Raw genomic sequence first — 24,989 nt, 5'->3', positions numbered from 1 at the left:
CGTCCTCAGTTCATAATCTGTTCGTTGCGCTCAACGGCAACGTCAATCGCATTGTCCAGGCGTCGCTTGCTGCCGACCACGAGCGGCTCGGAGCGCTCGAAATTGGCGCCAGCAACGGCGTCGCCAATGATTACCATGACCGGGCCGGAAAGCTCGGTCCGATTTTCCAGATCCGGCAGATCCTTCAAGGTGCCATGCAGCAGGCGCCGATCCGCGCGGCTGGCATTCTCGATGACGGCGACCGTCGTTTCCGCCGGAAGGCCTGCCTGCATCAGACGACCGGCAACGGAAGCAGCAACCGTGCGGCCCATGTAGACGGCGATGGTTGCGCCGGAAACCGCAAGCCGCGCCCAATCGGGCAGCACCTCGCCGGTCAGATCGTGACCGGTCGTGAAGACCAGGGACGAAGCCACGCCGCGCAGCGTCAGCGGCAACTCGAAATCGGCTGCGGCTGCGAAGGCCGACGTGATGCCCGGGACGATGTCGTAGCTGATGCCAGCTTCGCGCAATGCCGCCATTTCTTCGCCGGCGCGACCGTAAACCAAGGGGTCGCCGGACTTCAGCCGGACGACGCGCTTGCCTTCGGCGGCCAGCGTCACCAGCAGCTGGTTGATTTCGTCCTGGGACTTGCTGTGGCAGCCCTTGCGCTTGCCGACGGAAAGGCGCTCGGCGTCGCGGCGGCCCATGTCGACGATCGCCTGCGGCACCAGCGCGTCATAGACGATCGCATCGGCTTCCATCATCACGCGCTGGGCGCGCAGCGTGAGCAGATCCTCGGCACCCGGACCGGCGCCGACCAGCCAGACATGGCCCGTTGTCTTTTCCGGCGCATCAAGCAGGCGCGAAACCTCACGGCGGGCAGCCGTCAGATCACCGCCGGCGACCTTGTCGGCAACCGGGCCACGGAAAAACCGGCGCCAGAAAACACGACGCGCGACGCCGCGCGGCACCAGGCGATCGACCGCCTCGCGATAGCTCGCGGCAAGCGATGCGACGACACCGAGCGACGGCGAAAGCAACTGGTCGATCTGGGCACGAATCATCTGGGCGAGCACCGGCCCCGCACCTTCCGTGCCGATCGCCACCGCTACCGGCGCGCGATTGACGAGCGCGGGGGTGAAGAAGTCGCAGAAATCGGGCTGGTCGACGGCGTTGGCCGGGATTTTCTGTTCACGCGCCGCAGTAACGATCCGACGATCTTCGGCAGCATCGCCGGTCGCCGCGAAGGCCAGAATAGCGCCATCAAGCTGCTCGGGAGCAAATGTCGCCCGTACATGCTCAACGCCACGCTCGCGCATGAACTGCGCGAAATCCGCTTCCGGTTCGTCGGCAAAGACAATGATCGAGGCTTTGGTATTCAGGAGCAGCCGCACCTTGGCAAAGGCCTCGTCGCCATTGCCAAACACCGCCACGCGCTTCTGCGCGACGCGAAAGAATGCTGGGAAAACGGCGAGTTGCTGCGTCATGATCTGGCAAATGGTTCCTTCTACAGGCTGCGGCGAATATCCCTTATGGGGCACGACAATTGAAGGAACAGAAATTTCAATGCCTTTCCGGGCACGTATTGTTTTGCTCGGCGGTGCACCATTTTGAGCAAATATCTCCGGGCCTGCTAAAGCGCCGACCTTCTGCGCAGCCATTGCGCCTTGGGGGCAACCTCCGTTAAATGCCGACACCGACCCGCCGGAGACAGATGACATGACCCAATCGGACCTCGCCGAACGGCTTTTGACCGTAATCGAAAAGGATATTCTGCCGCTCACCGAAAGGGGCGTTGCCGCCGGCAACAAGGTGTTTGGCGCCGCGATCCTGCGCAAGTCCGACCTGTCGCTGGTGCTGGCAGAAACCAACAACGAGACGGAAAATCCGCTCTGGCACGGCGAAGTCCACACGCTGAAGCGGTTCTACGAGATGGCGGAAAAACCGGACACCCGCGACCTCATCTTCCTGTCGACGCACGAGCCCTGCTCCATGTGCCTTTCCGCCATCACCTGGGCCGGTTTCGACAATTTCTACTATTTCTTCAGCCACGAGGATTCGCGCGACAGCTTCGCCATCCCGCATGACCTGAAGATCCTGAAAGAGGTCTTCCGGCTGGAGCCTGGTGGTTACGCACAGGACAACGCCTTCTGGCATTCAGCCTCTATCGCGGCACTTTCGAAGGACGCCGATCCAGAAACCCGCGACCGGCTCGCCGCCCAGGATGCCCGCATTCGCGCCTGGTACCAGAGCCTTTCCGAGAGCTACCAGTCCGGCAAGGACGAGAACGCCATACCGCTGAACTGAGACCCATGGAACCGTCACGCGATATTCAACGCCTGCTCGACATCATGACAGCCCTGCGCCAACCCGAGACCGGTTGCCCCTGGGATATCGTCCAGACCTTCGAGACCATCAAACCCTATACGATCGAGGAGGCCTATGAGGTTGCCGACGCCATCGAGCGCGGAGACATGCACGACCTCTGCGACGAGCTCGGGGACCTCCTGCTGCAGGTGGTATTCCATGCCCGCATGGCCGAGGAAGCCGGCGACTTCGCCTTCGGCGACGTCGTCGAAGCGGTTACCCGCAAGATGATCCGGCGACATCCGCACGTCTTTGCCCGCTCCGACGCCGACACGCCCGAGGCGGTCAAGCTGCAATGGGACGAGATCAAGCGGGTCGAGAAAGCGGAACGTCAGGCAAGGCGTACCAACCAAGGGCACGCCCCGGACGCCGCGGCAAGCCATCTCGGTTCGGTCCAGCGCTCCTTTCCCGCGCTCGTCGAAGCGCTGAAGCTGCAGGAGCGCGCGGCAAAAGTCGGCTTCGACTGGTCCGAGCCCGAACCGATCCTCGACAAGATCGAGGAAGAGATCGGCGAGTTGCGGCAGGCGCTGCGCGAGAAGGATCGCGCCAAGGTGAGCGACGAGCTCGGCGACCTGATCTTTGCGGTGGTCAATATCGGCCGCCATGTCGGGACCGATCCGGAGATGGCGCTGCGCGGCACCAACACCAAGTTCCGTCGCCGCTTTTCCCATATCGAGCGCGAACTCGAAGCCGGTGGTGAAACGCTGGATGGCGCAACGCTTGAGCGGATGGAAGAGCTATGGCAGGCGGCCAAGGCGATCGAGCGCCAGCTGGGATGAGCCAAACGAGGGCGCCGCAACGGCGCCCATTATGTTTTCGGGACCGACAGACGCTAGAGCAATTGCAGGAAAAGTGTAGAGCGGTTTTCCGTCCGCAATTGCTAGATATCAGAGAGTTGGATCACTTCACTGTATCGACGAAACAGTGAAGTGATCCAGTGGGCGGCGCTCAGGCCTACCAGTCTTCCTCGACGGGCTTCGGCCCGTTGCCAAGACGGCGCTCGAGATCGGAGGCTTCGTTTTCGGTGAGCCTGAGATCAAGGCTGACACGCCCGTCCTCCAGATCCTCGCGCCCATCGACGATGGCGTGCTGATAGATCCAGGGCAAAAGCTGCAATTGATCGATGCCAAGGACAACGGTGCATTCGGTCAGAACGCCCGAAAGACGGCGACCGATTTCGCCAAGCAGATCGTCGACGCCTTCACCAGATATCGCCGACACCGCGACCGTATTGTCCGACGTCGCGGCCTTGGCCTGCAGTGCCTCGCGCGATTCGGCGTCAAGCCGGTCGATCTTGTTCCAGACCTCGATCAGCCGTTCAGAGGCTTCCTTCTCGTCGATCCCGAGATCGGTGAGAATTCGCAGAACGTCGCTTGCCTGCGCCTGGTTGTCTGGGTCGGAGAGATCGCGCACGTGCAGGATCAGGTCCGCCTCCAGCACCTCTTCGAGCGTTGCGCGGAACGCGGCAACGAGGTGGGTCGGCAGATCGGAAATGAACCCGACGGTGTCGGACAGGATCACCATGCGGCCATGCGGCAGCTTGAGGCGCCGCAGCGTCGGATCGAGCGTCGCAAACAGCATGTCCTCGGCCAGAACACCTGCCCCGGTCATGCGGTTAAACAGCGTCGATTTGCCGGCGTTGGTGTAGCCGACGAGCGCGACGATCGGGTGTGGCACCTTCTTGCGCTTGGAACGGTGCAGCTGTCGGGTTCGGCGCACCTGCTCCAGTTCGCGCTCGAGCTTGACGATGCGGTCCTGCAGCAAGCGCCGGTCCGCTTCGATCTGGGTTTCACCCGGGCCGCCCATGAAGCCGCCGCCGCCGCGCTGGCGTTCAAGGTGGGTCCAGCTTCGAACCAGACGGCCCTTCTGATAATTGAGATGCGCAAGGTCGACCTGCAGCGTGCCTTCCTTGGTGGAGGCACGGCGGCCGAAGATCTCCAGAATGAGGCCGGTGCGGTCGATGACCTTGGCGTTCCATTCTTTTTCAAGGTTGCGTTGCTGCACCGGGGTCAAGGGATGGTCGACGATGACGAGGCCGGCATCCAGCTCGACGAGAATGTGACCGATTTCCTCGATCTTGCCGCTGCCGAGCAACGTGCCGGGCTTGGGCTGCGACACCGGAACGATGGCGCCGTGCACGACCTCAAGGTCGATCGCCATCGCCAGCCCTGTCGCCTCTTCAAGGCGGCTTTCGTCCGAGCGCGTCGTGGTCGTCGAAAGGATATCACCCGATTGCCTCCCGGTCTTCTTCAAGACCGGAACGATGACAACCGCACGCATGTCGTCGCGGAGCTTTTCAAGCTCCGGAATGATCGACGACGACTTTGAATCTCGCTTGGTAATGTGCCTAACGTCCCGTCAGGATGCAGCTTCTTCGTTCTCGAACATCTGCAACGGTTGGCCGGGCATAATGGTCGAGATCGCGTGCTTGTAGACCAGTTGCGAATGGCCATCGCGACGCAAAAGCACGCAGAAATTATCAAAAGATGTCACGACGCCGGTGAGCTTGACACCGTTGATAAGAAAAATTGTCAGGGAAATCTTTTGCTTGCGGACCGTGTTGAGAAAGAGATCCTGCAAGTTTTGAGAACGTTCCGCCATCGCGCCGCTTCTTTCTTATTTGCCGGCGTTTCGCGCCGGTGCATTATTGTCAAATTTTTCAATCAGAGGCGCCATAAGTGCCTTCCCCCGACACCTCTTGAGAGTTTGGTATCAAATCAATGTCTTTTCCGCAACGCCGAAAAAGGCTTCGCGAATATTCTGTGCTATGCTTCCGGGATGGCCGTTGGCGATAGGCTTGCCGTCCACGGAAACGACCGGAAAACAGATGCTGGTGGCGGCGGTGATGAAGACCTCGCGCGCAGCGAGCATTTCCGCAACGGTAAAGGCTCTCTCCTCGATCTTGAGCCCGAGCGGCCTGGCAACATCCATCAGCGTGGTGCGGGTAATGCCTTTCAGAATCCCGTGGTCTGCCGGGCGCGTGCGCAACGTCCCGTCATGATCGACGATCCAGACATTGGTCGCCGCTCCCTCCTTCACGGTACCGTCGGCATCAACGAAGATGGCTTCGTGGGCGCCCTCCTCCTTCGCCTGCTGGCGGGCCAAAACGTTCGCAAGAAGCCCGACGGATTTGATGTCGACCCGCTCCCAACGGTTTTCAGGCACGGTAATCGCCGCAATCCCGTGCGTCGCCTTTTTCGCGATGGCTGCCGTGTCGGTGCGCTTGGCCGTCACGACGATCGACGGCACTGTCCCCTCTGCCGGAAAAACATGATCCCGGCGCGCGACGCCGCGCGTCACCTGCAGATAGAAAAGGCCGTTTCGCACACGGTTTCGCCGGAGCACTTCACGAATCACGAGCACAAGCGCCGCCCGGCTCATCGGCCAATCAATGCGCAGCTCCCCAAGCGAGCGATCGAGGCGATCGAGATGGCGATTGAGGTCGACGATGTAGCCGTGGCGCACCTCGCAGACTTCGTAAACGCCGTCGGCAAACTGGTATCCGCGATCCTCGATGTGGATGCCGGCGCTGGAATGCGGCACGTAGGCGCCGTTGACATAGGCAATTCTGGGCATCGTCTCGGCCTTAGAGCAATTCCAGGAAAAGCGTGAAACGGTTTTCCGTCCGGAATTGCGTGATCAAAAGAGTTCGATTGTCTCAGCGCTTCGAAGTGGCCAGGAAACAATCTAGAAATACTGGATGCTGACGCGGAAAAGCTGCTCGACATGCCGCACCGCATCGGCAGCGGCAAAGAGCACGACACGGTCTTTCGCCTTGATCTTGGTGCTGCCGTCAGGGCGAATGAAGGTCTTGTCGCGGTAGAGCGCACCGATGCGGATGCCATCGGGAAGCTCGAGGTCGCGCAATGCCTTGCCGACGAGCGGCGACGTCTCAAGCGCCTCCGCCTCGATCACCTCGGCCATCCCCTTTTGAACCGCGTAGACCGAACGGATACGGCCCTTGCGCACATGCTGCAGCACGCGCGAAATCGTGACCGCGCGCGGGTTGATATAGGCATCGACCCCGGCCGTGCCGGCAAAGTCCTGATAGGACGGCTCGTTGATCAGCACGAGCGTCGACTTTGCGCCCAACCGCTTCGCCATCATGCTGCCGAGGATGTTGATCTGGTCGTTGTTGGTCAGCGCCACCACCAGGTCGGCATCCTGGACGTCGGCCTGGGTCAGGATGCGCTGGTCCATCGCCGAACCGTTGAGCACGACGGCGTTGTTCAGCTTGTCCGCCATCATAACCGCCCGGTCGCGATCGCTCTCGATCAGCTTCACGCGCGTTCTCGGCTGGTGTTCCTCGATCGCCTTGGCCACGAAGTAGCCGACATTACCGCCGCCGAAGATGATGATGCGACGGGCTTCCTGCTCCTCATGGCCGAAGAGTGAGAGCGTCCGGCGGGCATGATCCCGATCGCAGATCACATAGGCGATGTCGCCCGCCTGCAACTGGTCATCGGAGTGCGGCACCATCACCTTGCCATTGCGGAAGATGCCGGTGACCGTCGCCAGCAGATCGGGGAACAGTTCACTCAACTGCTGCAGCGGCGTGCCCACGACCGGGCAGTCTTCCTTGCATTCGAAGGCGACCATCGCGATGCGATCGTCGGCAAAGCGTACGACGTCGATCGCGCCTGGAAAGGAGATGCGGCGCAACACAAGCCGCCCGACCTCGACTTCGGGCGAGATGGTGACATCGATCGGCACATTCTCGCGCGAAAACAGGTTCGAGTATTCGGGCGCAAGATAGCTCTGCGCGCGGATGCGCGCGACCTTCGTCGGCACGTTGAAGATCGCATGCGCCACTTCGCAGGCGACGATGTTCACTTCGTCGGAAAGCGTCACGGCAATCAACATGTCCGCCTGGTCGGCACCAGCCTTGGCCAGCACATCGGGATGCGCGCCGTGCCCGACATATCCGCGTACGTCGAGGCTATCGGTGATGTTGGCGATCAGTGCCGCCGACGTATCGATCACCGAAACGTCGTTGTCCTCCTGCGCCAGCCGCTCGGCGATGCCGTACCCGACCTGGCCCGCGCCACAAATCACTACCTTCATGTCGTTCTTTCACCTGGGAGCGCGGACGCCATGACCGGCAGGACCGGTTAGACGCCCAGCGACTTGAGCTTACGGTGCAGGGCCGACCGCTCCATGCCGACAAACTCCGCCGTGCGCGAAATATTGCCGCCGAATCGGTTGATCTGCGCAATCAGATAATCACGCTCGAACATTTCGCGAGCCTCGCGCAACGGCAGCGTCATGATGTGCTGGTCACCTTGTGCGGAAATCTTCGGCAAAGTGTCGCCCACTTCCGTCGGCAGCATGTCGGCGGAGATCGGGGTATCCGGACCGTCGCTGCGGGCAAGGATCATCAGCCGTTCGATGTTGTTGCGAAGCTGGCGAATGTTGCCCGGCCAGTCATGGGCCTGAAGCACCGCCAGTGCATCGTCGCCGATCTTGCGCGGACGGATGCCCGCCTGTTCGCTCACCTGCCGCATGAACATATCGACGAGGAAGGGAATGTCCTCGCGCCGTTCGGCAAGCGCCGGCACGCGAACCGGGATGACGGCCAGCCGGTGGTAGAGGTCTTCGCGGAACAAGCCCTCGGAGATCATGTTTTCGAGATTGTAGGCGGTGGACGAGATGATCCGGACATCGACCTTGACGCGCTTGGTGCCGCCGACACGCTCGAACTGCTGGTCGACGAGCACACGCAGGATCTTGTTCTGCGTCTCGCGCGGCATTTCGCCGATTTCGTCGAGGTAGAGAATGCCGCTATGCGCTTCTTCCAGAGCACCGGTCCGGCGTGGTTGACCGGGCGTTCCTTCGGTTCCAAAGAGTGCGATCTCCATGCGGTCCGGCGTGATGGCGGCGGCATTGAGCGCGACGAACGGCCCCGTCGACCGGGTCGACTTGCGGTGGATCATCCGCGCGACCAGTTCCTTGCCGGAACCCGACGGCCCCTGGATCATGATGCGGCTGTTGGTCGGCGAAACCTTTTCAATGGTCTGGCGCAGCTGCGAGACGGCGACAGAGGTGCCGATCAGCTCGACCGGGTCGCCCGACTTCTTCTTGAGTTCGGAAACCTCGCGTTTGAGCTTGGAGTTTTCCAACGCCCGCTCTGCAATCAGAATCAGGCGGTCCGCCTTGAACGGCTTTTCGATAAAATCGTAGGCGCCGCGCTTGATGGCGTTTACGGCCGTTTCGATGTTGCCGTGGCCGGAAATCATGACCACGGGCAGGTCGGGATGCCGCCCCTTGATCTCGTCCAGCAGCGCCAGGCCGTCGAGACGGCTTCCCTGCATCCAGATGTCGAGAAACACCAGACGCGGCACGCGATCGCTGATCGCCGCCAGTGCACTGTCGCTGTCGAAGGCGGTGCGTGTTTCGTGCCCCTCGTCGGAGAGGATACCCGAGACGATCTCGCGGATATCTTCCTCATCGTCCACTACCAGAATATCAGCGGCCATCGCTCGCACCCTTATCCTTCAAACTGTCCTCGCCCGCGGTCTCTCCGACGGGCGGCAGGATCACGCGGATCATCGCCCCGACACCGCCGTCGTAATCGGCTGGCGCGTCGTGCAATTCCAGTTGTCCGCCATGGTCCTCGATGATCTTCTTGACGATGGCGAGACCGAGGCCCGTGCCTTTCTCACGCATCGTCATGTATGGCTCCAGAATGCGGTGCCGGTTCTCCGTCGGCAGGCCCTTGCCGTTGTCGATGATGTCGACAACGAAACGGCCGGTCGCTGCGTCGGTGCGCGCGCGCGCAACGATCGTCGGATGGCCGCGCACGGCGTCGGCGGGCACCGCCTCGATCGATTCAACGGCGTTCTTGACGATGTTGCCGAAGGCCTGGCCAAGCATGCGCCCGTCGAACAGACCCTCCAGCGATTCCTCGCCAAGGTCCCGCACGAAATTGATGTGGTTGTTGCCCATTTCGCGCAGGAACACCGCATCCTTCAAGATAGCGCGGAGATCCGCCTTCTCCTTTGTCGGCTTCGGCATGCGCGCGAAGGCCGAGAATTCGTCGACCATGCGGCCGATATCTTCGACCTGTCGGACAATGGTATCCGTGCACTGGTCGAAGACAGTCTTGTCGTCCTGGTTGATCTGCTTGCCGTAGCGGCGCTTTAGGCGCTCCGCCGACAGCTGGATCGGTGTCAGCGGGTTCTTGATCTCATGCGCGATGCGGCGCGCGACATCCGCCCAGGCGGTCGAACGCTGGGCGATCACGAGGTCGGTGATGTCGTCGATGGTGATGACGTAAGACTCGTTGGCCTCGCCGCCCTCTTCGCGCGTCACCTGAACGTTCAGCGTGCGTTCGGTACCACCGCGCATGACGTTGATCTGCTTGCGGTAATCGTTGCGGTGACGACCTTCCGCCTCGACCAGAACCTCTTCGATCTCCGGCGCGACGGTCCTCAGGTCCGCGCCGAGAAGCTCTGGCGCCGCCTTCTTCAGAAAGTCTTCGGAGGACGCGTTCGCGATGGTGATCTGCCGATCCCGACCGACGCCGATGACAGCAGCAGTCACGCCCGAAAGCACGGCCTCGATGAAGCGGCGGCGATGATCGACCTCGTCCTTGGCCTCGAGGATCTGCTCCTGCTGGCTGCGGATCTCGGAGACCATCTTGTTGAACGTGCGCGACAGATTACCGACATCGCCGTCAACGGCGCGCACCGGTACGACGACGTCGAGATTGCCCGAGGCGACACTGTCGGCCGCACCGATCAGCTGTCGGATCGGCCGGACGATGCGGTCGGCGACGGCAATCGCGGTCCAGATCGCGGCAAGCAGTACGATGAGCGCAAAGCCGATATAGAGCACGCCGAAAGCGATCTGAGTAAAGGTTCGCCCCGCCTCCAGCATCTTGTACTCGGCCGTGTTCTCCTCCATCAGCCGGAGCGAACGCATCACCTCGGGATCCACGTTGCGCACCGTGTAGAGAAAGGTGCCGGGAATGTCGTCGAGCGGAATGACAGCGCCGACAAGGTTGGTGACCCCGGGCGGGATCAGCGTCGGCTGGCCGGACACGGAACTTTTCAACGCGTCCGGAGGAATGGCTGGCAACGGCCTGTCCGTCGAGATGTTGGCCTGAACGATGGCGCTGCCGTCGGCCCGAACGAGGAAAGCGCCAAGCATCCCGCGCCCGCGCGCCTGACGGGTCATCAGCTCCGTGAAACCGGTGCGATCGAGGCTGTAGAGCTGTCGGTTGCGCTCAAGGTCGTTGGCCATCGACACGGTCTGGCCCTGAAGATAGCTGGCATTCTCGAGCACATAGGCCTGCGCCACGTTGATCGAGGAGCGCACGATCGCCTGCGTTCGCAGCGAAAACCAGCGGTCGAGGCCGACGTCGAGCGTGATACTGGCAAAGATTGCCACAAGGACCGCAGGCGTGATCGCCACGATCGAAAACAACGCGACAATGCGCACATGCAGCCGAGCAGCCGCACGTCCCTTGCTGCGGGCACGCAGCAAGCGCAGGATTTCGCGTGCGATGAGATAGATGAGGCCGACGACGAAGAGGCTGTTGATGGCGGCGCAGGCAATGACGACGTTGCGCTCAAGCTTGATCGGCGTCAGCCCGAGAAGGACGAGCAGCGAGACAGTCGCGCAGATCAGGGCGCCGGTCGCCAGCATCAAGCCCGGCAGAGCAAAGGACGCGCGCCGATCCTGCGCCGCTAGTCCCTCATCTGTGCCCAGCGGCAAGGCCATTGCATCCACCATGAAAAGCGTTCCCCCAACCGGCGCCAGCCGGCGACGGCATCACTTGCTTGCATTCTCTGGCCAAAGGTTGACCTCACCACCCAAATGGGCCGTCGCGTTCTTGCCCCCGGACCAGATCGATCGGGTCAAATCGATTGAAGGGGACGGCAACGACGCATGATTCGCCAGCCATCACACGTTCAAGCAACGCATTGTGGCGAAAATGCAACGGTGGCTGGGACCAAGTCAAGCGCTGCGTGAGCTGCGGTAGACCGAAACGCCCAGTTCACGGATCTTCTTGCGCAACGTATTGCGGTTGAGACCGAGCAGATCGGCCGCCTTGATCTGGTTACCGCGGGTTGCGGTGAGCGCGGCAAGAATGAGCGGATACTCCATTTCCGCAAGCACCCGGTCGTAGAGGCCGGCCGGAGGCAAGGCCTCGCCGAAGCTTGCGAAATACTGCCGCATGTTCTCTTCGACGGCCTGAGAAATCGTGAGCGCGCCCTGGCGGGCCGCAGCCTTCTCGATCGGACTGTCCGGTATCTCGGAACGAAGTTCGTTTTCGATGATTTCGCGGGTGATAACGTCCTGTGGATAAAGTGCCGTCAGCCGCCTCACAAGGTTTTCCAGCTCGCGCACGTTGCCCGGCCAGGGATGCGCCTTCATCAGTTCCAGCGCCTCATGGTCGAAGCGCTTGACGTCAAGCCCTTCCTTTTCGGCCTGCTGGACGAAATGGCGCACCAGATCCGGAATGTCTTCCGCGCGGTCACGCAGCGGCGGCAGGCGCAGCGGCACGACGTTCAGGCGGTAGTAGAGGTCTTCGCGAAACAGACCCTGATTGATCGACTGCTTGAGGTCCTTGTTGGTCGCTGCCACGATGCGCACGTCAGAGCGGATCGGCGTACGCCCGCCGACCGTCGTATATTCCCCCTGCTGCAGCACGCGAAGAAGACGCGTCTGCGCGTCCATCGGCATATCGCCGATTTCATCGAGGAAAAGCGTGCCGCCCTCGGCCTGCTCGAAGCGCCCGGTAGACCGCATCTGCGCGCCGGTAAAGGCCCCCTTCTCGTGACCGAAGAGTTCCGATTCGATCAGGTCGCGCGGGATCGCCGCCATGTTGATCGCGACAAACGGTCCGTTCCGGCGCTTGCCATAGTCGTGCAGGGCGCGCGCCACGAGCTCCTTGCCGGTGCCGGATTCGCCGGTGATCATCAGCGTCAGATCCGTCTGCATCAGGCGCGCCAGCACCCGGTAGATTTCCTGCATTGCCGCCGAGCGGCCGACGAGCGGCATGCCGTCCTGCGTGTCATCGTCCAATTTTGCCGGCCGACGCTTGGGCTCAGCCAGCGCGCGACCGATGATGCCGATCAGTTCCGTCAGGTCGAAAGGCTTCGGCAGGTAGTCGTAAGCGCCCTTCTCCGACGCCTTGATGGCGGTCATGAAGGTGTTCTGGGCACTCATGACCAGTACCGGCAGATCGGGCCGGGCCTTCTTGATGCGCGGCAGCAGATCGAAGGCGTTCTCGTCGGGCATCACCACGTCGGTCACGACGAGGTCGCCGTCGCCTGCGGCGATCCAACGCCACAGCGTCGCAGCATTCGAGGTGATGCGGACATCGTAGCCGGCGCGGCTCAGCGCTTGATTGAGCACGGTGCGAATGGCGGCGTCGTCATCCGCGACGAGGATCGTGGCACCCGTCATGCAAGGTTTCCTTTTGTCATCGGCATATCATCTTCGTCCGCTGCCTGCCCCTTGGATGCCGGCATCAGGACGCGGAAGGTGGTGCGGTTCTGCTGGCTGTCACACTCGACAATGCCGCCATGGCCGCCGATGATCTTGGCGACCAATGCGAGACCCAGGCCAGAACCGTTGGTCTTGGTGGTGATGAAAGGATCGAAAAGAAGCGGCAGCAGGTCGGACGGCACGCCCGGGCCGTTGTCATGCACGCAGAACTCCAGAGGCAGCGAGATCTTTTCGCGTGTGCCGGCGACAGAAAGCCGGATGCCCGGCCGATAGGCCGTCGTCAAGATGATCTCGCCGTCGCCACGTTCGCCAATCGCTTCGGCCGCGTTCTTGATGAGGTTCAGGAACACCTGAACCAGCTGATCGCGGTTGGCATAAACCGGCGGCAAGGATGGATCGTAGTTCTCCGAAAACTTGATGTGGCGGGCAAAACCGGCTTTCGCAATCGCCTTTACATGGTCGAGCACCGAATGGATGTTGAGCGGCACCCGGTCCACCGGGCGCTCGTCGGAAAACACTTCCATGCGATCGACCAGCGAAACGATGCGATCGGTCTCGTCGCAGATCAGCCGTGTCAGCGCCCGATCCTCATCGTTTACCGAGGTTTCCAGAAGCTGCGCGGCGCCGCGAATGCCCGAAAGCGGGTTTTTGATTTCATGCGCCAGCATGGAGGCGAGCCCGGTCACCGAACGGGCAGCGCCGCGATGGGTCAACTGCCGGTCGATCTTGTCGGCCATCGAGCGCTCCTGGAACACGACGACCACCGATCCCGGCTCGGAAAGCACGGGTGCGACATAGAGATCGACGAGCTTGTCGGCGCCGAGACGCGGCGAACTGAGGTCGACACGATACTCGTTGACCGGCGCCTTGCGGTCGCGAACCTGCTCGATCAGCGTCAGCAGCGGGCTACCGAAGGGGATGAACGCGCTGATGTTGTGGCGTGCCAGGTGGCTGGCGCTGGCGCCAAAAAACGATTCGGCCTCCCAATTGGCAAAGGCCACGAGGCCGTCCGCGTCGACCAGGATCACCGGGTTTTGAATGGCGTTCAGAACCGCCATCGACAGACCATTGGCGGGCGGATTGGAAGTGATCGGCTTTTCGGTCATGCAGCGAGCCCTTCGGCGGTCGCCACACCCTGCGTCTTTGCCGTCGTCGCTTCGAGCATGGCGGCGCGTGCCCTCTCGCTTACGAAACGCGGATCGGCCGATGTCAGGATCGCCGCCTTGTCCGCGCCAATCATGCCGGGCGCAAAACGGTCCAGATACCAGGCGACGTGCTTGCGAGCATGCCGCAAACCGACTTCGACGCCGTAGAATTCGAGCATCATCTCATAGTGCTCCGAGAAGATATCGGCGATCTCCGCCTGCTGTGGGTGTTCGACGGCGCCGGCGAGAAAGCCGATATGCCAAGGACGGCCTTGCGAGGAGCGCCCCGCCATGACCGCGTCGGCGCCGGAACGACGCAGAATGTCCTCGGCGTCAGCAACCGTTTCGACATCGCCATTGGCGACCAGCGGCACGGAGATGACATCGCGCACCCCGCGGATCGCGTCCCAATCCGCCTTGCCATTGTAAAACTGCATGCGCGTGCGACCATGCACGGTGATCGCCTTGACGCCGGCCTCCTCGGCACGCTTGGCAATCAGCGGCGCGTTGATCGAGTTCTCGTCCCAGCCGAGCCGCATCTTCAGCGTCACCGGTACTTCGACGGCATTGACGGTCGCCTCGACCAGAGAAAGCGCGTGATCGGGATCACGCATCAGCGCCGAGCCGGAATAGCCGCCCGTGACTTTCTTGGCCGGGCAACCCATGTTGATGTCGATGATATCGGCACCGTTGTCGGCGGCGATCTTCGCAGCCTCCGCCATCCAGTGGGCCTCCCGGCCGGCAAGCTGGACGATGTGCGGCTTGATGCCGGAGTTCTTCAACCGCGCCCAGGATTCCTGGGCGTTGCCCACCAGCTCACGGCTCGCGACCATTTCCGTCACGACAAAACCGGCGCCGAAGCGCCAGGCAAGCCGCCGGAACGGCAGATCGGTGACGCCGGACATCGGCGCAAGCGCCACCCGATTGCGAATTTCAATGGCCCCGATACGAAGCGGAGACGAGAGAGCCGGAATTGGCAAATGCATATCTTTCAGGCACATGTTGTTCCTGCACTATTTTTAGACATTGTTCTCAAGCTTGCCAAGCGATTTCGGCGCCTTACGCAAATTTCCCGACTTACGGCGCCGCGCGTCTCCCAAGACGCATGAAGGTCACTGTAAGAAGCCAGACCCGCCGCATAACTTGCCCTTGGATCGATTCCGACCTCAGGCGTTATGCAGCCGCTGGCAAAGCACGACCCTTCGCGGTACATCACGGCGAAGATCGGCGAATGCGGGACCTCATACAGAAAATGCAGCCTCAAGAACAGCTCAAGTGCGGCGTGGTGATTGTTGCGGCGGGGCGCGGCGAGCGCGCCGGCCAGTCCGCCGAAGGCCCGAAGCAGTATCGAACCATCGGCGACCGGCCCGTTATCGCCCATACGCTTGACACTTTCGCGACATGGCTGGGCGCAGGCCCGATCGTCGTCGTTATCCATCCCGACGACGAGGACCTGTTCGAAGCCGCACGCAAGCGCTCATCGGCAAGCGGCGTCATCGTCGTCCATGGCGGGGCGACCCGGCAGATATCGGTGCTCGCCGGCCTTGAAGCCCTTGCGAGAACCGGCTCACGTTACGTGATGATCCAGGACGCGGTGCGCCCGTTCGCCGATCACGCATTGCTCTCGCGCTGCGCGGCCGCGCTTGGCGGCGACGTCAAGGCAGTCTTGCCGGCGGTCGCCGTCGCCGACACATTGAAACGAGCCGGCAAGGACGGCATTGTCCTGGAAACCGTACCGCGTGACGGGCTCTACGGCGCGCAGACGCCGCAGACCTTCGAGCTCGCCGCCATCCTCTCTGCCCACAGGGCTGCGGCAACAAGCGGGCGCACCGATTTTACCGACGACGCGTCGATCGCCGAATGGGCAGGCCACAAGGTGGTGCTGGTCGAAGGCACGGTCGACAATGTCAAACTGACGCTCAAAAGGGATATCGCCATGGCCGACGAGAAACTCAACCGGGGCGCCCTGCCCGACGTACGCACCGGCAATGGCTACGACGTGCACCAGCTGGTCGAGGGCGACGGCGTGACGCTTTGCGGCGTCTTCATCCCGCACACGAAAAAGCTCTCTGGCCACTCCGATGCCGACGTCGCATTGCACGCGCTCACCGACGCGCTGCTTGCCACCTGCGGCGCCGGCGACATCGGCGACCATTTCCCCCCGTCCGACCCTCAGTGGAAGGGCGCGCCATCGCGCATCTTCCTCGAGCATGCCGCACGTATCGTGCGCGAACGTGGCGGCATCATCACCAATGCCGACGTCTCGCTGATTGCCGAGGCGCCCAAGGTGGGCCCGCATCGCCTGACCATGCGCGAGAACCTTGCGGACATGCTGCAAATCTCGCTCGACCGCTGCTCGGTGAAGGCAACGACCAACGAACGGCTCGGCTTCGTCGGCCGCGACGAAGGCATTGCCGCCATCGCCACCGCCACCGTCGTCTACGGGAACCTCGGCTGATGTGGCCCGCCGATATCGAAGTCCAGGCCGGCCAGATCATCGCGCATTTCACCGCCAACAGCTTCAAGATCGCAACAGCTGAATCCTGCACCGGCGGGCTGATCGCCGGAGCGCTCACCGAAATTTCCGGCTCGTCCGCCGTCGTCGATCGGGGCTTCGTTACCTATTCCAACGAAGCCAAGGTCGCGATGCTCGGCGTCGAGACAGCGACGCTTACCGCCCACGGCGCAGTCTCGCGAGAGACGGCAATCGAGATGGCAAAGGGAGCGGTCGAACACTCGGCAGCGGATTTTGCGGTGGCCGTCACCGGCATTGCCGGGCCAAGTGGCGGTTCAATTGAAAAGCCTGTTGGATTGGTACATGTCGCCGCCGCCGCGCGAAACGGCGCAACCCTTCATCGCGAGATGCGTTACGGCGAGATCGGTCGCAGCAACATCAGGCTTGCGACGGTGCGCACCGCACTCGATATGCTGATGCAGATCGCTCAGGCAGAATAGATGCTGTCGGCGCGCTTTTCGAATGCGTCGGAAAACATGCGGAAAGCGCGGTCAAACATCGAGCCCATCAGCGCACCGAGAATGCGGCTCTTGAACTCGTAATCGATGTCGAAGTGCACGATCGACTGGCCCTCGCCAGAAGGTTCGAAACGCCAGCGGTTGTCGAGATACTTGAACGGTCCGTCGATGTATTTGACGTCGATCGTCCGCTCCGCCTTGTTCAGGAGCACTTGCGTGGTGAAGGTCTCGCGGATCGCCTTGTAGCCGACAGTCATGTCGGCAAGCAGCAGCACCTTGCCGTCCCGCTCCTTGCGCGAACGCACCGTCAGTGCCTCGCAGAGCGGCAGGAACTGCGGGTAATGTTCGACGTCGGCGACGAGATCGAACATCTGGTCTGCGGTATGCTTGACGACATGGTTGGTTTCGAAGTGCGGCATAAAGGGCAGTTAAGCGGGGAGCCCGAGAAGATCAAGGAGCCTCTGCATCTGGCGCCGCGATTTCAACTGTAGAACCGGCACATTCGGGCCGTGCTCCGCAAGACCTGCGACGATACGCGGCGAGAACTTCTGCTCGAAGGTCCAGATGAACTCGAGAAACTGCCACTCGACCTTCTCGATACAGCCCGGCGCCATCTCCGGACGGGTGCGCCCGTAGTGCTTCAGCCAGCGGGTAACGACACCCCACACGCACAGAAGGCGCGGCATGCGCACCCAGATCACCATGTCGCTTCTGGGCACGCGGATATTGAACGTGGATGGGCCTGTGCCGTCCATGACCCAGCGTTCCTCGGCCACGCGCTCGACGATGCGCTGCAGTTGCTCTGCCCGGTCACGCTGCACCCAACCGGGCAGCCACAGGATATCGCGGTCGATCGAGATATAGGTCAGCTGGAACTGCCGGGCCAGCTTCTGCGAAAGCGTCGACTTGCCGCCGCCGGAGCAGCCGACAACGAGGATGCGCCTGGCATTGCGAATGTGATCGACGGCGGCTGCATCGTCGACATAGTTGACGATTGCAGGTTTTGACGGCGGCTCCATGGGAACTCCCGGGACGTTCGGGAAGAAAGATCTAAAACGCGAAACTCCGGCGTCAAGCCGGAGTTTCCAGTATTTCAAAATGCTTGGTCTTTACCCAGCTGCAACCGCCAGCTTCTTTTCACGGGCTGCGCGCAGGCGGGCAAAGTCGTCGCCGGCATGGTGCGACGAGCGCGTCAGCGGGCTCGACGAGACCATCAGGAAGCCCTTGGTGTAGGCTACAGTTTCGTAGGACTTGAACTCGTCCGGCGTCACGAACTTCTCGACCTTATGGTGCTTGCGGGTCGGCTGCAGGTACTGGCCGATCGTCAGGAAGTCAACGTCGGCGGTTCTAAGGTCATCCATCAGCTGCAGCACTTCATTGCGCTCTTCGCCGAGGCCGACCATGATGCCGGACTTGGTGAACATCGTCGGGTCCAGTTCCTTCACCCGCTGCAGCAGGCGGACGGAGTGGAAGTAGCGCGCGCCGGGGCGAACCGTCAGATAGTTGCCGGGCACCGTTTCCATGTTGTGGTTGAAGACGTCGGGCTTGGCGGCGACGACGCGTTCGAGCGCCCCCGGCTTCTTCAGGAAGTCCGGCGTGAGGATCTCAATCGTGGTCGTCGGCGACGCCTCGCGGATTGCCCAGATCACCTTTTCGAAGTGCTCGGCGCCACCGTCAGCCAGATCGTCGCGGTCGACCGAGGTGATGACGACGTGGGAAAGGCCCATCTGCTTGACGGCCTTGGCGATGTTGGCCGGCTCTTCCATGTCGAGCGCGTTCGGCTTGCCGGTCGCGACGTTGCAGAAAGCGCAGGCGCGGGTACAGATCTCGCCCATGATCATGAAGGTCGCGTGCTTCTTGTCCCAGCATTCGCCGATGTTCGGGCAGCCGGCTTCTTCACACACGGTCACGAGCTTGTGCGAGCGTACGAGCTCGCGCGTCTCCTGGTAGCCCTTGGACATCGGCGCCTTGACGCGGATCCACTCCGGCTTGCGCAGCACTTCCGTATCGGGCTTGTGGGCCTTTTCCGGGTGGCGGACGCGTTGCGCCCGGTCAGAGACGGCATCGAACACCGTTACCATACTGTCTTCCTCGTCGCGGCGGGGCCGGCATCAGACCGGTCGACCCATTTTCGCTCTATATAGACGGCCCGACTGGAAATGTCAGGCCATCTATTGTCGACGCCCAACGGAAGCGCAGCTGGCCCGTCCGGCTATCGTTTGACGGCGCGACCAACGGCAATCAGCAGGCAGGCGCCGATAAAGCCGATGACCAGGTAAGCGACCCAACCGGCAAAAACCATGCCGAAGGCCGCCAGGATGAAGTTCAGCACCACCGCGCCGATGATGCCGAGCAGTATGTTCATGAACAGGCCCATATCGCTGTTCATGAACCTCTCCGCGAGCCACCCGGCCAAACCGCCGATGATGATCGCAGCCAGAATACCGACGCCGTTCACGCTCATATTGATCTCCATGCATTGAAAACGAGGCCGTTATCAATGCCGAAAGGGCGTGAAAAGTTCCGGCGCCACACGCCTTACGCGTTGAGCGCGCGGCCGTAGGCGTCGAGCACGCTTTCCTTCATCGTCTCCGAGATCGTTGGATGCGGGAAGATGGTGTGCATCAGGTCTTCCTCGGTCGTCTCGAGGTTCATGGCGACGACAAAACCCTGGATCAGTTCGGTGACTTCGGCGCCGACCATGTGGGCGCCCAAGAGTTCGCCGGTCTTCTTGTCGAAGATCGTCTTGACCATGCCCTGGTCCTCTCCGAGCGCGATCGCCTTGCCGTTGGCAACGAAGGGGAAGCGGCCGACACGGATGTCGCGGCCGAGTTCCTTGGCCTTGGCTTCGGTGAGGCCGACGGAAGCGACCTGCGGGTGGCAATAGGTGCAGCCCGGAATCTTCAGCTTGTCCATCGGGTGGACGTTCGGCAGGCCCGCGATCTTTTCGACGCAGATGACGGCCTCATGCTCGGCCTTGTGGGCGAGCATCGGCGGGCCGGCAACGTCGCCGATCGCGTAGACGCCGGGAACATTGGTCTTGCCATAGCCGTCGATGACGATGCAGCCGCGGTCGGTCTTGATGCCGAGCGTTTCGAGACCAAGGTTCTCGATGTTGCCCTGGACGCCGACGGCCGAGATCATCCGGTCGGCGGTGATCTTCTCGACCTTGCCGTCCTTCATCTCGACATGGGCGGTGATCGAGTTGGCGGCCTTCTCGACCTTCGTCACCTTGGCCTGGAGATGGATCTTCATGCCCTGCTTTTCGAACTGCTTCTTGGCGATGTTCGAGATCTCTGCATCTTCCACCGGCATGACGTTGGGCATGACTTCGACAACCGTCACGTCGACGCCCATGGTGCGGTAGAAGGAGGCGAACTCGATGCCGATCGCGCCCGAGCCCATGACCAGCAGCGACGTCGGCATTTCCTCAGGCTTCATCGCCTCGAAATAGGTCCAGATCAGCTTGCCATCGGGCTCGATGCCCGGCAGCGCGCGCGGACGGGCGCCGGTGGCGATGATGATGTGCTTGGCGGTGTATGTGCCCTCGCCCTTGGTGTTCTTTGGCAGCGGCGCCTGCGGTTGGACGACCGGCTTCGTAGACTTGCCGACGACGATTTCGCCGGGCTTCGTCAGCTTGGCTTCGCCCCAGATCACATCGACCTTGTTCTTCTTCATCAGGAAGCCGACGCCGCCGTTCATGCGCTCGGCGATCCCACGCGAACGGGCGACGATTGCCTTGAGGTCCGGCGTCACCGTGCCTTCGATCTTGATGCCGTAGGCGGCCGGGTGCTGGGCATAGTGCAGAACTTCAGCGGAGCGAAGCAGCGCCTTGGTCGGGATGCAGCCCCAGTTGGAGCAGATGCCGGCCAGATGCTCGCGCTCGACAACCGCGGTCTTGAGACCCAGCTGCGCTGCACGAATGGCGGCGATATAGCCCCCCGGACCCGAACCGATGACGATGACGTCGTAATTCTCAGCCATGTGTTTCCTGCCTTTGTCTCAAGCGACCTTGCGGGTGAGAAGCACCCAGTCGTGTTTCTTGCTTTCTTCAAACAGCGGAACCGCTTCGACGCGCGCTGCCTCGTCGAAACCGTTTGCCCTGTATAGCGCCTGTGCCTTGTCGTTATGGCTTTCGGTGATCAGGCTCACCGGCGCCGATCCGGCGCGCTTGAATTCCCTTGCCAGCAGCGCGCTCCCGATCCCGCGGCCGCGCTGATGGCGATAGACGCCGAGGCTTTCTATGAACCAGTGACCGGCGATCTGCTTTTGCAGCGCCAGCAAGGGTTCGAGAACCGGATGCCCAACGACGGCCTCATGCAACTCCGCGCTGATCGAATAACCGACCGAAAGCCCGGCGAGTTCGTCATCGACCTCGGCAACCAGCGCATCTCGCCAGTTCCCCGGCCCCGGCTCTTCGCGCAGCTTGTTGCGGCCACGTTCGAACGCGGTGTCGGTCACCCCATGCTGGACGGCGCCATACCAGAGCCAGGAAGCAAACCCGTGTGCTGCGATATCGACGAGAATGGCGAGCTCCGCCGCCTCACGTCTCTCCGCCGGACGAATGGTAACGCCGTCGGCCATTGTCAGACCCCGAGCATCATCCGCACGACCGGCTCCAGCCCCCGGCCGATCGCACGCGTATTTTCCGCATCGAGATGAACGCCATCGAGTGGCGTGGTCACCGCCACCGATCCGGCATCGAAGAAGCCGCAATCGAGTTCGTCGGCGAGATCGCGATAGAGCGGCGCCAGCATCGCAGACTGCTCGATACCGCCGGCAAACATCGCCGCGAACGCGGCGTTGGCGGTTTCACAAAGCTGTGGCGGCGCGACGATCAGGATTTCGGGACCGTCCTCAGTTTGGACCGGCCAGTCATGCCGGCGCACCAGATTGACCAGGCGGTCGATCCCCTGCACGGCACCGAAAGCGGTTCCGTGGATCACCGGCTTCATGTCGTTGGCGCCGAGAAGAATAATGACGAGATCGAGCGGGGCGTGGCTGTGCAGCACCGTCGGCAGCACCTTCGCGCCGTTGCGGTCGCAATCGGCAAGGTGATCGTCATAGGCGGTCGTACGACCGTTCAACCCTTCGGCGATAACCTGGACGTCTGCGCCCAGCGCCTTCTGCAGCACACTTGGCCAGCGATCGGCAAGCGCATGTCGGCCGCCATCCGTGGCATCGTAGCCCCAGGTCAAACTGTCGCCGTAGCAGAGAACTGTTTTCATCGTCCGGGCCCGCCTTCGACTGCGCGACAAGGAATGGACCGGCCCGAAGGCCGATCCTTATCCAACTCAGACCAGCATGCCCATCGGGTTTTCGATGTAGCGCTTGAAGGCCCCGAGCAACTCGGCGCCGAGCGCGCCATCGACGCAGCGATGGTCGGTCGAAAGCGTGACGGTCATGACATTGGCGATGACCATCTGCTTGTTCTTGACGACGACGCGCTCCTCGCCGGCACCGACCGCGAGGATCGTGGCGTGCGGCGGGTTGACGACGGCGGCGAAGTTCTTGACGCCCATCATGCCCATGTTGGAGACCGCCGTTGTCCCGCCCTGGTATTCCTCGGGCTTCAGCTTGCGGTCCTTGGCGCGCTTGCCGAGATCCTTCATCTCGTTGGAGATGGCAGACAGGCTCTTCAGCTCCGCCTGGCGGACGATCGGAGTGATCAGGCCACCCGGGATCGACACGGCTACACCGACATCGGCGTGCTTGTGCTTGACCATGTTGCTGTCGGTCCACGAGACGTTGGCGTCCGGAACGTCGCGCAACGCCAGTGCCAGAGCCTTGATCACCATGTCGTTGACCGAGAGCTTGTAGACCGGCTTGCCGTCCTTTTCGGGCGACGCGGCGTTGAGCTGGGCACGCAGCGCCAGGAGCGCGTCGAGCTCGCAGTCGACCGACACGTAGAAGTGCGGGATCGTTTGCTTGGATTCGACGAGACGCTTGGCAATCGTCTTGCGCATGCCGTCATGCGGCACGAGCTCGTAGGAGCCCGGCTCGAACAGCTTGAGAACGGCGTCTTCCGACATGCCCTTGGCAAGCGGGGCGGCCGCAGGTGCGGCGGCGCCGGCAGCAGCAGCTGCAGCGGGCTTCGCCCCACCACCGGCAACGGCGGTTTCGACGTCCTTCTTGACGACGCGGCCGTGCGGACCGGTGCCGGCAATTGCCGACAGGTCGATGCCGGCGTCCTTGGCGAGACGACGGGCGAGCGGCGAAGAAAAGACGCGTGCGCCACCTTCGGCCTTGGCAGGCTGTGCAGCGGGAGCTGCGGCAGCCGGTGCCGGAGCGGCAGCCGGAGCGCTCGGCGCTGCCGGTGCAGGCGCTTCTGCCTTGGCGGCCGGAGCCGGTGCAGCTGCGCCATTGCCGCCCTTGGCGGCTGCGGCGACATCTTCACCGTCGGCGGCAAGAACCGCGATCAGCGCGTTGACCTTGACGCCTTCGGTGCCGGCAGGAACGACGAGCTTGGCAACGGTGCCTTCGTCGACGGCCTCGACTTCCATCGTCGCCTTGTCGGTCTCGATCTCGGCAATCACGTCGCCGGACTTGACCTTATCGCCTTCCTTGACCAGCCACTTGGCCAGATTGCCTTCTTCCATCGTCGGGGAGAGGGCAGGCATTGTGATGTTGATAGGCATCGAAGGGCCCTCCCCTTATTTGTAGCAAACGGCTTTCACCGCATCGACGACTTCGGCGACGTTCGGAAGCGCGAGCTTCTCGAGGTTCGCGGCGTAAGGCATCGGCACGTCCTTGCCGGCGATCGTCAGGATCGGGGCGTCAAGGTAGTCGAATGCCTGCTGCATGACGCGGGTGGCGATTTCGGTGCCAACCGACGACTGCGGGAAGCCTTCTTCGACGGTGACGAGACGGCCGGTCTTCTTGACCGATTCGATGACCGTCGGCAGGTCCATCGGACGGATGGTGCGAAGGTCGATCAGTTCGACGTCGATGCCTTGCGCTTCGAGCTCGGCAACCGCCTTGACCGCATAGGTCATGCCGATGCCGAAGGAGACGACCGTTGCATCCTTGCCGGCCTTGTGGATGCGGGCCTTGCCGATCGGGAGCACGAAATCGTCAAGCTTCGGCACTTCGAAGGACTGGCCGTACAGGATTTCGTTTTCAAGGAAGATGACCGGGTTCGGATCGCGGATCGCAGCCTTGAGCAGGCCCTTGGCGTCGGCAGCCGTGTAGGGCATGACGACTTTCAGGCCCGGAACATGGCTATACCAGGCGGCATAGCACTGCGAGTGCTGGGCGGCCACGCGGGCAGCGGCACCGCTCGGGCCGCGGAACACGATCGGGGCACCCATCTGGCCACCGGACATGTAGAGCGTCTTGGCGGCGGAGTTGATGATCTGGTCGATCGCCTGCATGGCGAAGTTGAAGGTCATGAACTCGACGATCGGGCGCAGGCCGGTCATGGCAGCACCGACGCCGACGCCGGCAAAGCCGTGCTCGGTGATCGGGGTGTCGATGACGCGGCGAGCGCCGAATTCCTGCAGCAGCCCTTGGGTGATCTTGTAGGCGCCCTGATATTCGGCGACTTCCTCACCCATGATGAAGACGTCGTCGCTGGCGCGCATTTCTTCGGCCATCGCGTCGCGCAGCGCTTCGCGAACGGTCATCGTCACCATTTCGGTGCCGGCCGGGATGGCCGGGTCGGCAGCGACTTCAACCTTCGGCTGGGCAGCAACCGGTGCCGGTGCGGCGGCAACAGGAGCTTCGACGGCGGCAGCCTTCGGCGCTTCGGCCTTAGGGGCAGCGATGTCGCCAGCACCTTCGCCATCCTGCAGAAGCACGGCGATCGGGGTGTTGACCTTGACGCCTTCGGTGCCGGCGGCAATCAGCAGCTTGCCGATCGTGCCTTCATCGACGGCTTCGACTTCCATCGTCGCCTTGTCGGTCTCGATCTCGGCAATGACGTCACCGGAGGTGACCTTGTCGCCTTCGTTCTTCAGCCATTTCGAGAGCGTGCCTTCCTCCATCGTCGGGGAAAGGGCGGGCATAAGAATTTCTACTGGCATGTTTGTCCCTCCCCGGATCAAAGCAGGATGTCGGTGTAGAGCT

At 62.3% G+C, this 24,989-nt stretch carries 23 protein-coding genes; 4 read left to right on the top strand and 19 right to left on the bottom strand.

Annotation, left to right across the window (positions count from 1 at the left end; all coding sequences use genetic code 11):
- Nucleotides 1-5 precede the first annotated feature (5 nt).
- Nucleotides 6-1,466, bottom strand: coding sequence for a siroheme synthase CysG (gene cysG / locus VGO04_RS06855; protein WP_327495207.1), 1,461 nt, complete (start codon nt 1,464-1,466; stop codon nt 6-8).
- Nucleotides 1,467-1,698: 232 nt separating this feature from the next.
- Between cysG and VGO04_RS06850 the strand changes: the two genes are divergently transcribed.
- Both VGO04_RS06850 and mazG read left to right on the top strand, forming a co-directional pair.
- Nucleotides 1,699-2,286, top strand: coding sequence for a nucleoside deaminase (locus tag VGO04_RS06850; RefSeq protein WP_327495206.1), 588 nt, complete (start codon nt 1,699-1,701; stop codon nt 2,284-2,286).
- Nucleotides 2,287-2,291: 5 nt separating this feature from the next.
- Entirely contained in the window at nt 2,292-3,125 is an 834-nt protein-coding gene (gene mazG, locus VGO04_RS06845) for a nucleoside triphosphate pyrophosphohydrolase (protein ID WP_327495205.1), read from the top strand.
- Nucleotides 3,126-3,300: 175 nt separating this feature from the next.
- Here mazG and hflX read toward each other — a convergent pair whose 3' ends face one another.
- The 9 genes from hflX to dusB all read right to left on the bottom strand — a co-directional run bounded on the left by hflX (nt 3,301) and on the right by dusB (nt 14,950).
- The gene (gene hflX, locus VGO04_RS06840; protein WP_327495204.1) at nt 3,301-4,626 is read right to left on the bottom strand and encodes a GTPase HflX; all 1,326 of its coding nucleotides are present in this window, start codon (nt 4,624-4,626) and stop codon (nt 3,301-3,303) included.
- A 78-nt stretch (nt 4,627-4,704) separates the two neighbouring features.
- Entirely contained in the window at nt 4,705-4,947 is a 243-nt protein-coding gene (hfq, locus tag VGO04_RS06835; protein WP_003535434.1) for an RNA chaperone Hfq, read from the bottom strand.
- Nucleotides 4,948-5,058: 111 nt separating this feature from the next.
- Nucleotides 5,059-5,922 carry a D-amino-acid transaminase gene (locus tag VGO04_RS06830; RefSeq protein ID WP_327495203.1) on the bottom strand — a complete coding sequence of 288 codons (864 nt, stop codon included), beginning with the start codon at nt 5,920-5,922 and terminating at the stop codon, nt 5,059-5,061.
- 111 nt (nt 5,923-6,033) lie between these two features.
- Complete coding sequence (trkA, locus tag VGO04_RS06825; protein ID WP_327495202.1) at nt 6,034-7,410, bottom strand: Trk system potassium transporter TrkA; 1,377 nt, start codon at nt 7,408-7,410, stop codon at nt 6,034-6,036.
- Nucleotides 7,411-7,457: 47 nt separating this feature from the next.
- On the bottom strand, nt 7,458-8,822 hold the full coding sequence (ntrX, locus tag VGO04_RS06820) for a two-component system response regulator NtrX (protein ID WP_327495201.1): 1,365 nt from the start codon (nt 8,820-8,822) through the stop codon (nt 7,458-7,460).
- Nucleotides 8,812-11,082 carry a PAS domain-containing sensor histidine kinase gene (locus VGO04_RS06815; RefSeq protein WP_327495200.1) on the bottom strand — a complete coding sequence of 757 codons (2,271 nt, stop codon included), beginning with the start codon at nt 11,080-11,082 and terminating at the stop codon, nt 8,812-8,814. Before VGO04_RS06815 ends, ntrX begins: the two co-directional genes overlap by 11 nt.
- A gap of 225 nt (nt 11,083-11,307) precedes the next feature.
- Nucleotides 11,308-12,762: a nitrogen regulation protein NR(I) gene (gene ntrC / locus VGO04_RS06810; RefSeq protein ID WP_327495199.1), complete on the bottom strand. Its 1,455-nt coding sequence runs from the start codon at nt 12,760-12,762 to the stop codon at nt 11,308-11,310.
- Nucleotides 12,759-13,910, bottom strand: coding sequence for a nitrogen regulation protein NR(II) (locus VGO04_RS06805; protein ID WP_327495198.1), 1,152 nt, complete (start codon nt 13,908-13,910; stop codon nt 12,759-12,761). Before VGO04_RS06805 ends, ntrC begins: the two co-directional genes overlap by 4 nt.
- A complete protein-coding gene (gene dusB, locus VGO04_RS06800; protein ID WP_327495197.1) occupies nt 13,907-14,950 on the bottom strand; it encodes a tRNA dihydrouridine synthase DusB in 1,044 nt (347 codons plus the stop codon). The genes VGO04_RS06805 and dusB overlap by 4 nt, the downstream gene beginning before the upstream one ends.
- A 251-nt stretch (nt 14,951-15,201) precedes the next feature.
- On the opposite strand from dusB, the gene VGO04_RS06795 reads away from it, so the two are divergent.
- On the top strand, nt 15,202-16,407 hold the full coding sequence (locus VGO04_RS06795) for a bifunctional 2-C-methyl-D-erythritol 4-phosphate cytidylyltransferase/2-C-methyl-D-erythritol 2,4-cyclodiphosphate synthase (RefSeq protein ID WP_327495219.1): 1,206 nt from the start codon (nt 15,202-15,204) through the stop codon (nt 16,405-16,407).
- Nucleotides 16,407-16,904, top strand: a complete 498-nt coding sequence (locus tag VGO04_RS06790; RefSeq protein ID WP_327495196.1) for a CinA family protein — start codon at nt 16,407-16,409, stop codon at nt 16,902-16,904. Before VGO04_RS06795 ends, VGO04_RS06790 begins: the two co-directional genes overlap by 1 nt.
- Here the strand turns inward: VGO04_RS06790 and VGO04_RS06785 are convergent.
- The 9 genes from VGO04_RS06785 to VGO04_RS06745 form a co-directional block, all read right to left on the bottom strand.
- Nucleotides 16,892-17,341, bottom strand: coding sequence for a type II toxin-antitoxin system RatA family toxin (locus VGO04_RS06785; protein WP_327495195.1), 450 nt, complete (start codon nt 17,339-17,341; stop codon nt 16,892-16,894). The genes VGO04_RS06790 and VGO04_RS06785 overlap by 13 nt on opposite strands.
- Before the next feature lie 9 nt (nt 17,342-17,350).
- Complete coding sequence (locus tag VGO04_RS06780; RefSeq protein ID WP_327495194.1) at nt 17,351-17,941, bottom strand: AAA family ATPase; 591 nt, start codon at nt 17,939-17,941, stop codon at nt 17,351-17,353.
- Between the two features lie 90 nt (nt 17,942-18,031).
- Nucleotides 18,032-19,003, bottom strand: a complete 972-nt coding sequence (gene lipA / locus VGO04_RS06775) for a lipoyl synthase (protein WP_327495193.1) — start codon at nt 19,001-19,003, stop codon at nt 18,032-18,034.
- Between the two features lie 131 nt (nt 19,004-19,134).
- Nucleotides 19,135-19,386: a GlsB/YeaQ/YmgE family stress response membrane protein gene (locus VGO04_RS06770; protein WP_327495192.1), complete on the bottom strand. Its 252-nt coding sequence runs from the start codon at nt 19,384-19,386 to the stop codon at nt 19,135-19,137.
- Nucleotides 19,387-19,460: 74 nt separating this feature from the next.
- Nucleotides 19,461-20,906: a dihydrolipoyl dehydrogenase gene (gene lpdA, locus VGO04_RS06765; protein ID WP_327495191.1), complete on the bottom strand. Its 1,446-nt coding sequence runs from the start codon at nt 20,904-20,906 to the stop codon at nt 19,461-19,463.
- 18 nt (nt 20,907-20,924) lie between these two features.
- Complete coding sequence (locus VGO04_RS06760) at nt 20,925-21,506, bottom strand: GNAT family N-acetyltransferase (RefSeq protein ID WP_327495190.1); 582 nt, start codon at nt 21,504-21,506, stop codon at nt 20,925-20,927.
- Between the two features lie 2 nt (nt 21,507-21,508).
- Complete coding sequence (locus VGO04_RS06755) at nt 21,509-22,150, bottom strand: SGNH/GDSL hydrolase family protein (protein WP_327495189.1); 642 nt, start codon at nt 22,148-22,150, stop codon at nt 21,509-21,511.
- A 66-nt stretch (nt 22,151-22,216) separates the two neighbouring features.
- Entirely contained in the window at nt 22,217-23,560 is a 1,344-nt protein-coding gene (locus tag VGO04_RS06750; protein ID WP_327495188.1) for a pyruvate dehydrogenase complex dihydrolipoamide acetyltransferase, read from the bottom strand.
- Nucleotides 23,561-23,575: 15 nt separating this feature from the next.
- Nucleotides 23,576-24,946, bottom strand: a complete 1,371-nt coding sequence (locus VGO04_RS06745; RefSeq protein ID WP_327495187.1) for a pyruvate dehydrogenase complex E1 component subunit beta — start codon at nt 24,944-24,946, stop codon at nt 23,576-23,578.
- Between the last annotated feature and the right edge of the window lie 43 nt (nt 24,947-24,989).

This window comes from Ensifer sp., from assembly GCF_035999185.1.
Taxonomy (GTDB): Bacteria; Pseudomonadota; Alphaproteobacteria; order Rhizobiales; family Rhizobiaceae; genus Ensifer.
The sequence above is the reverse complement of the archived record's forward strand: the minus strand, read 5'-3'. Positions and strand labels throughout refer to the sequence as shown.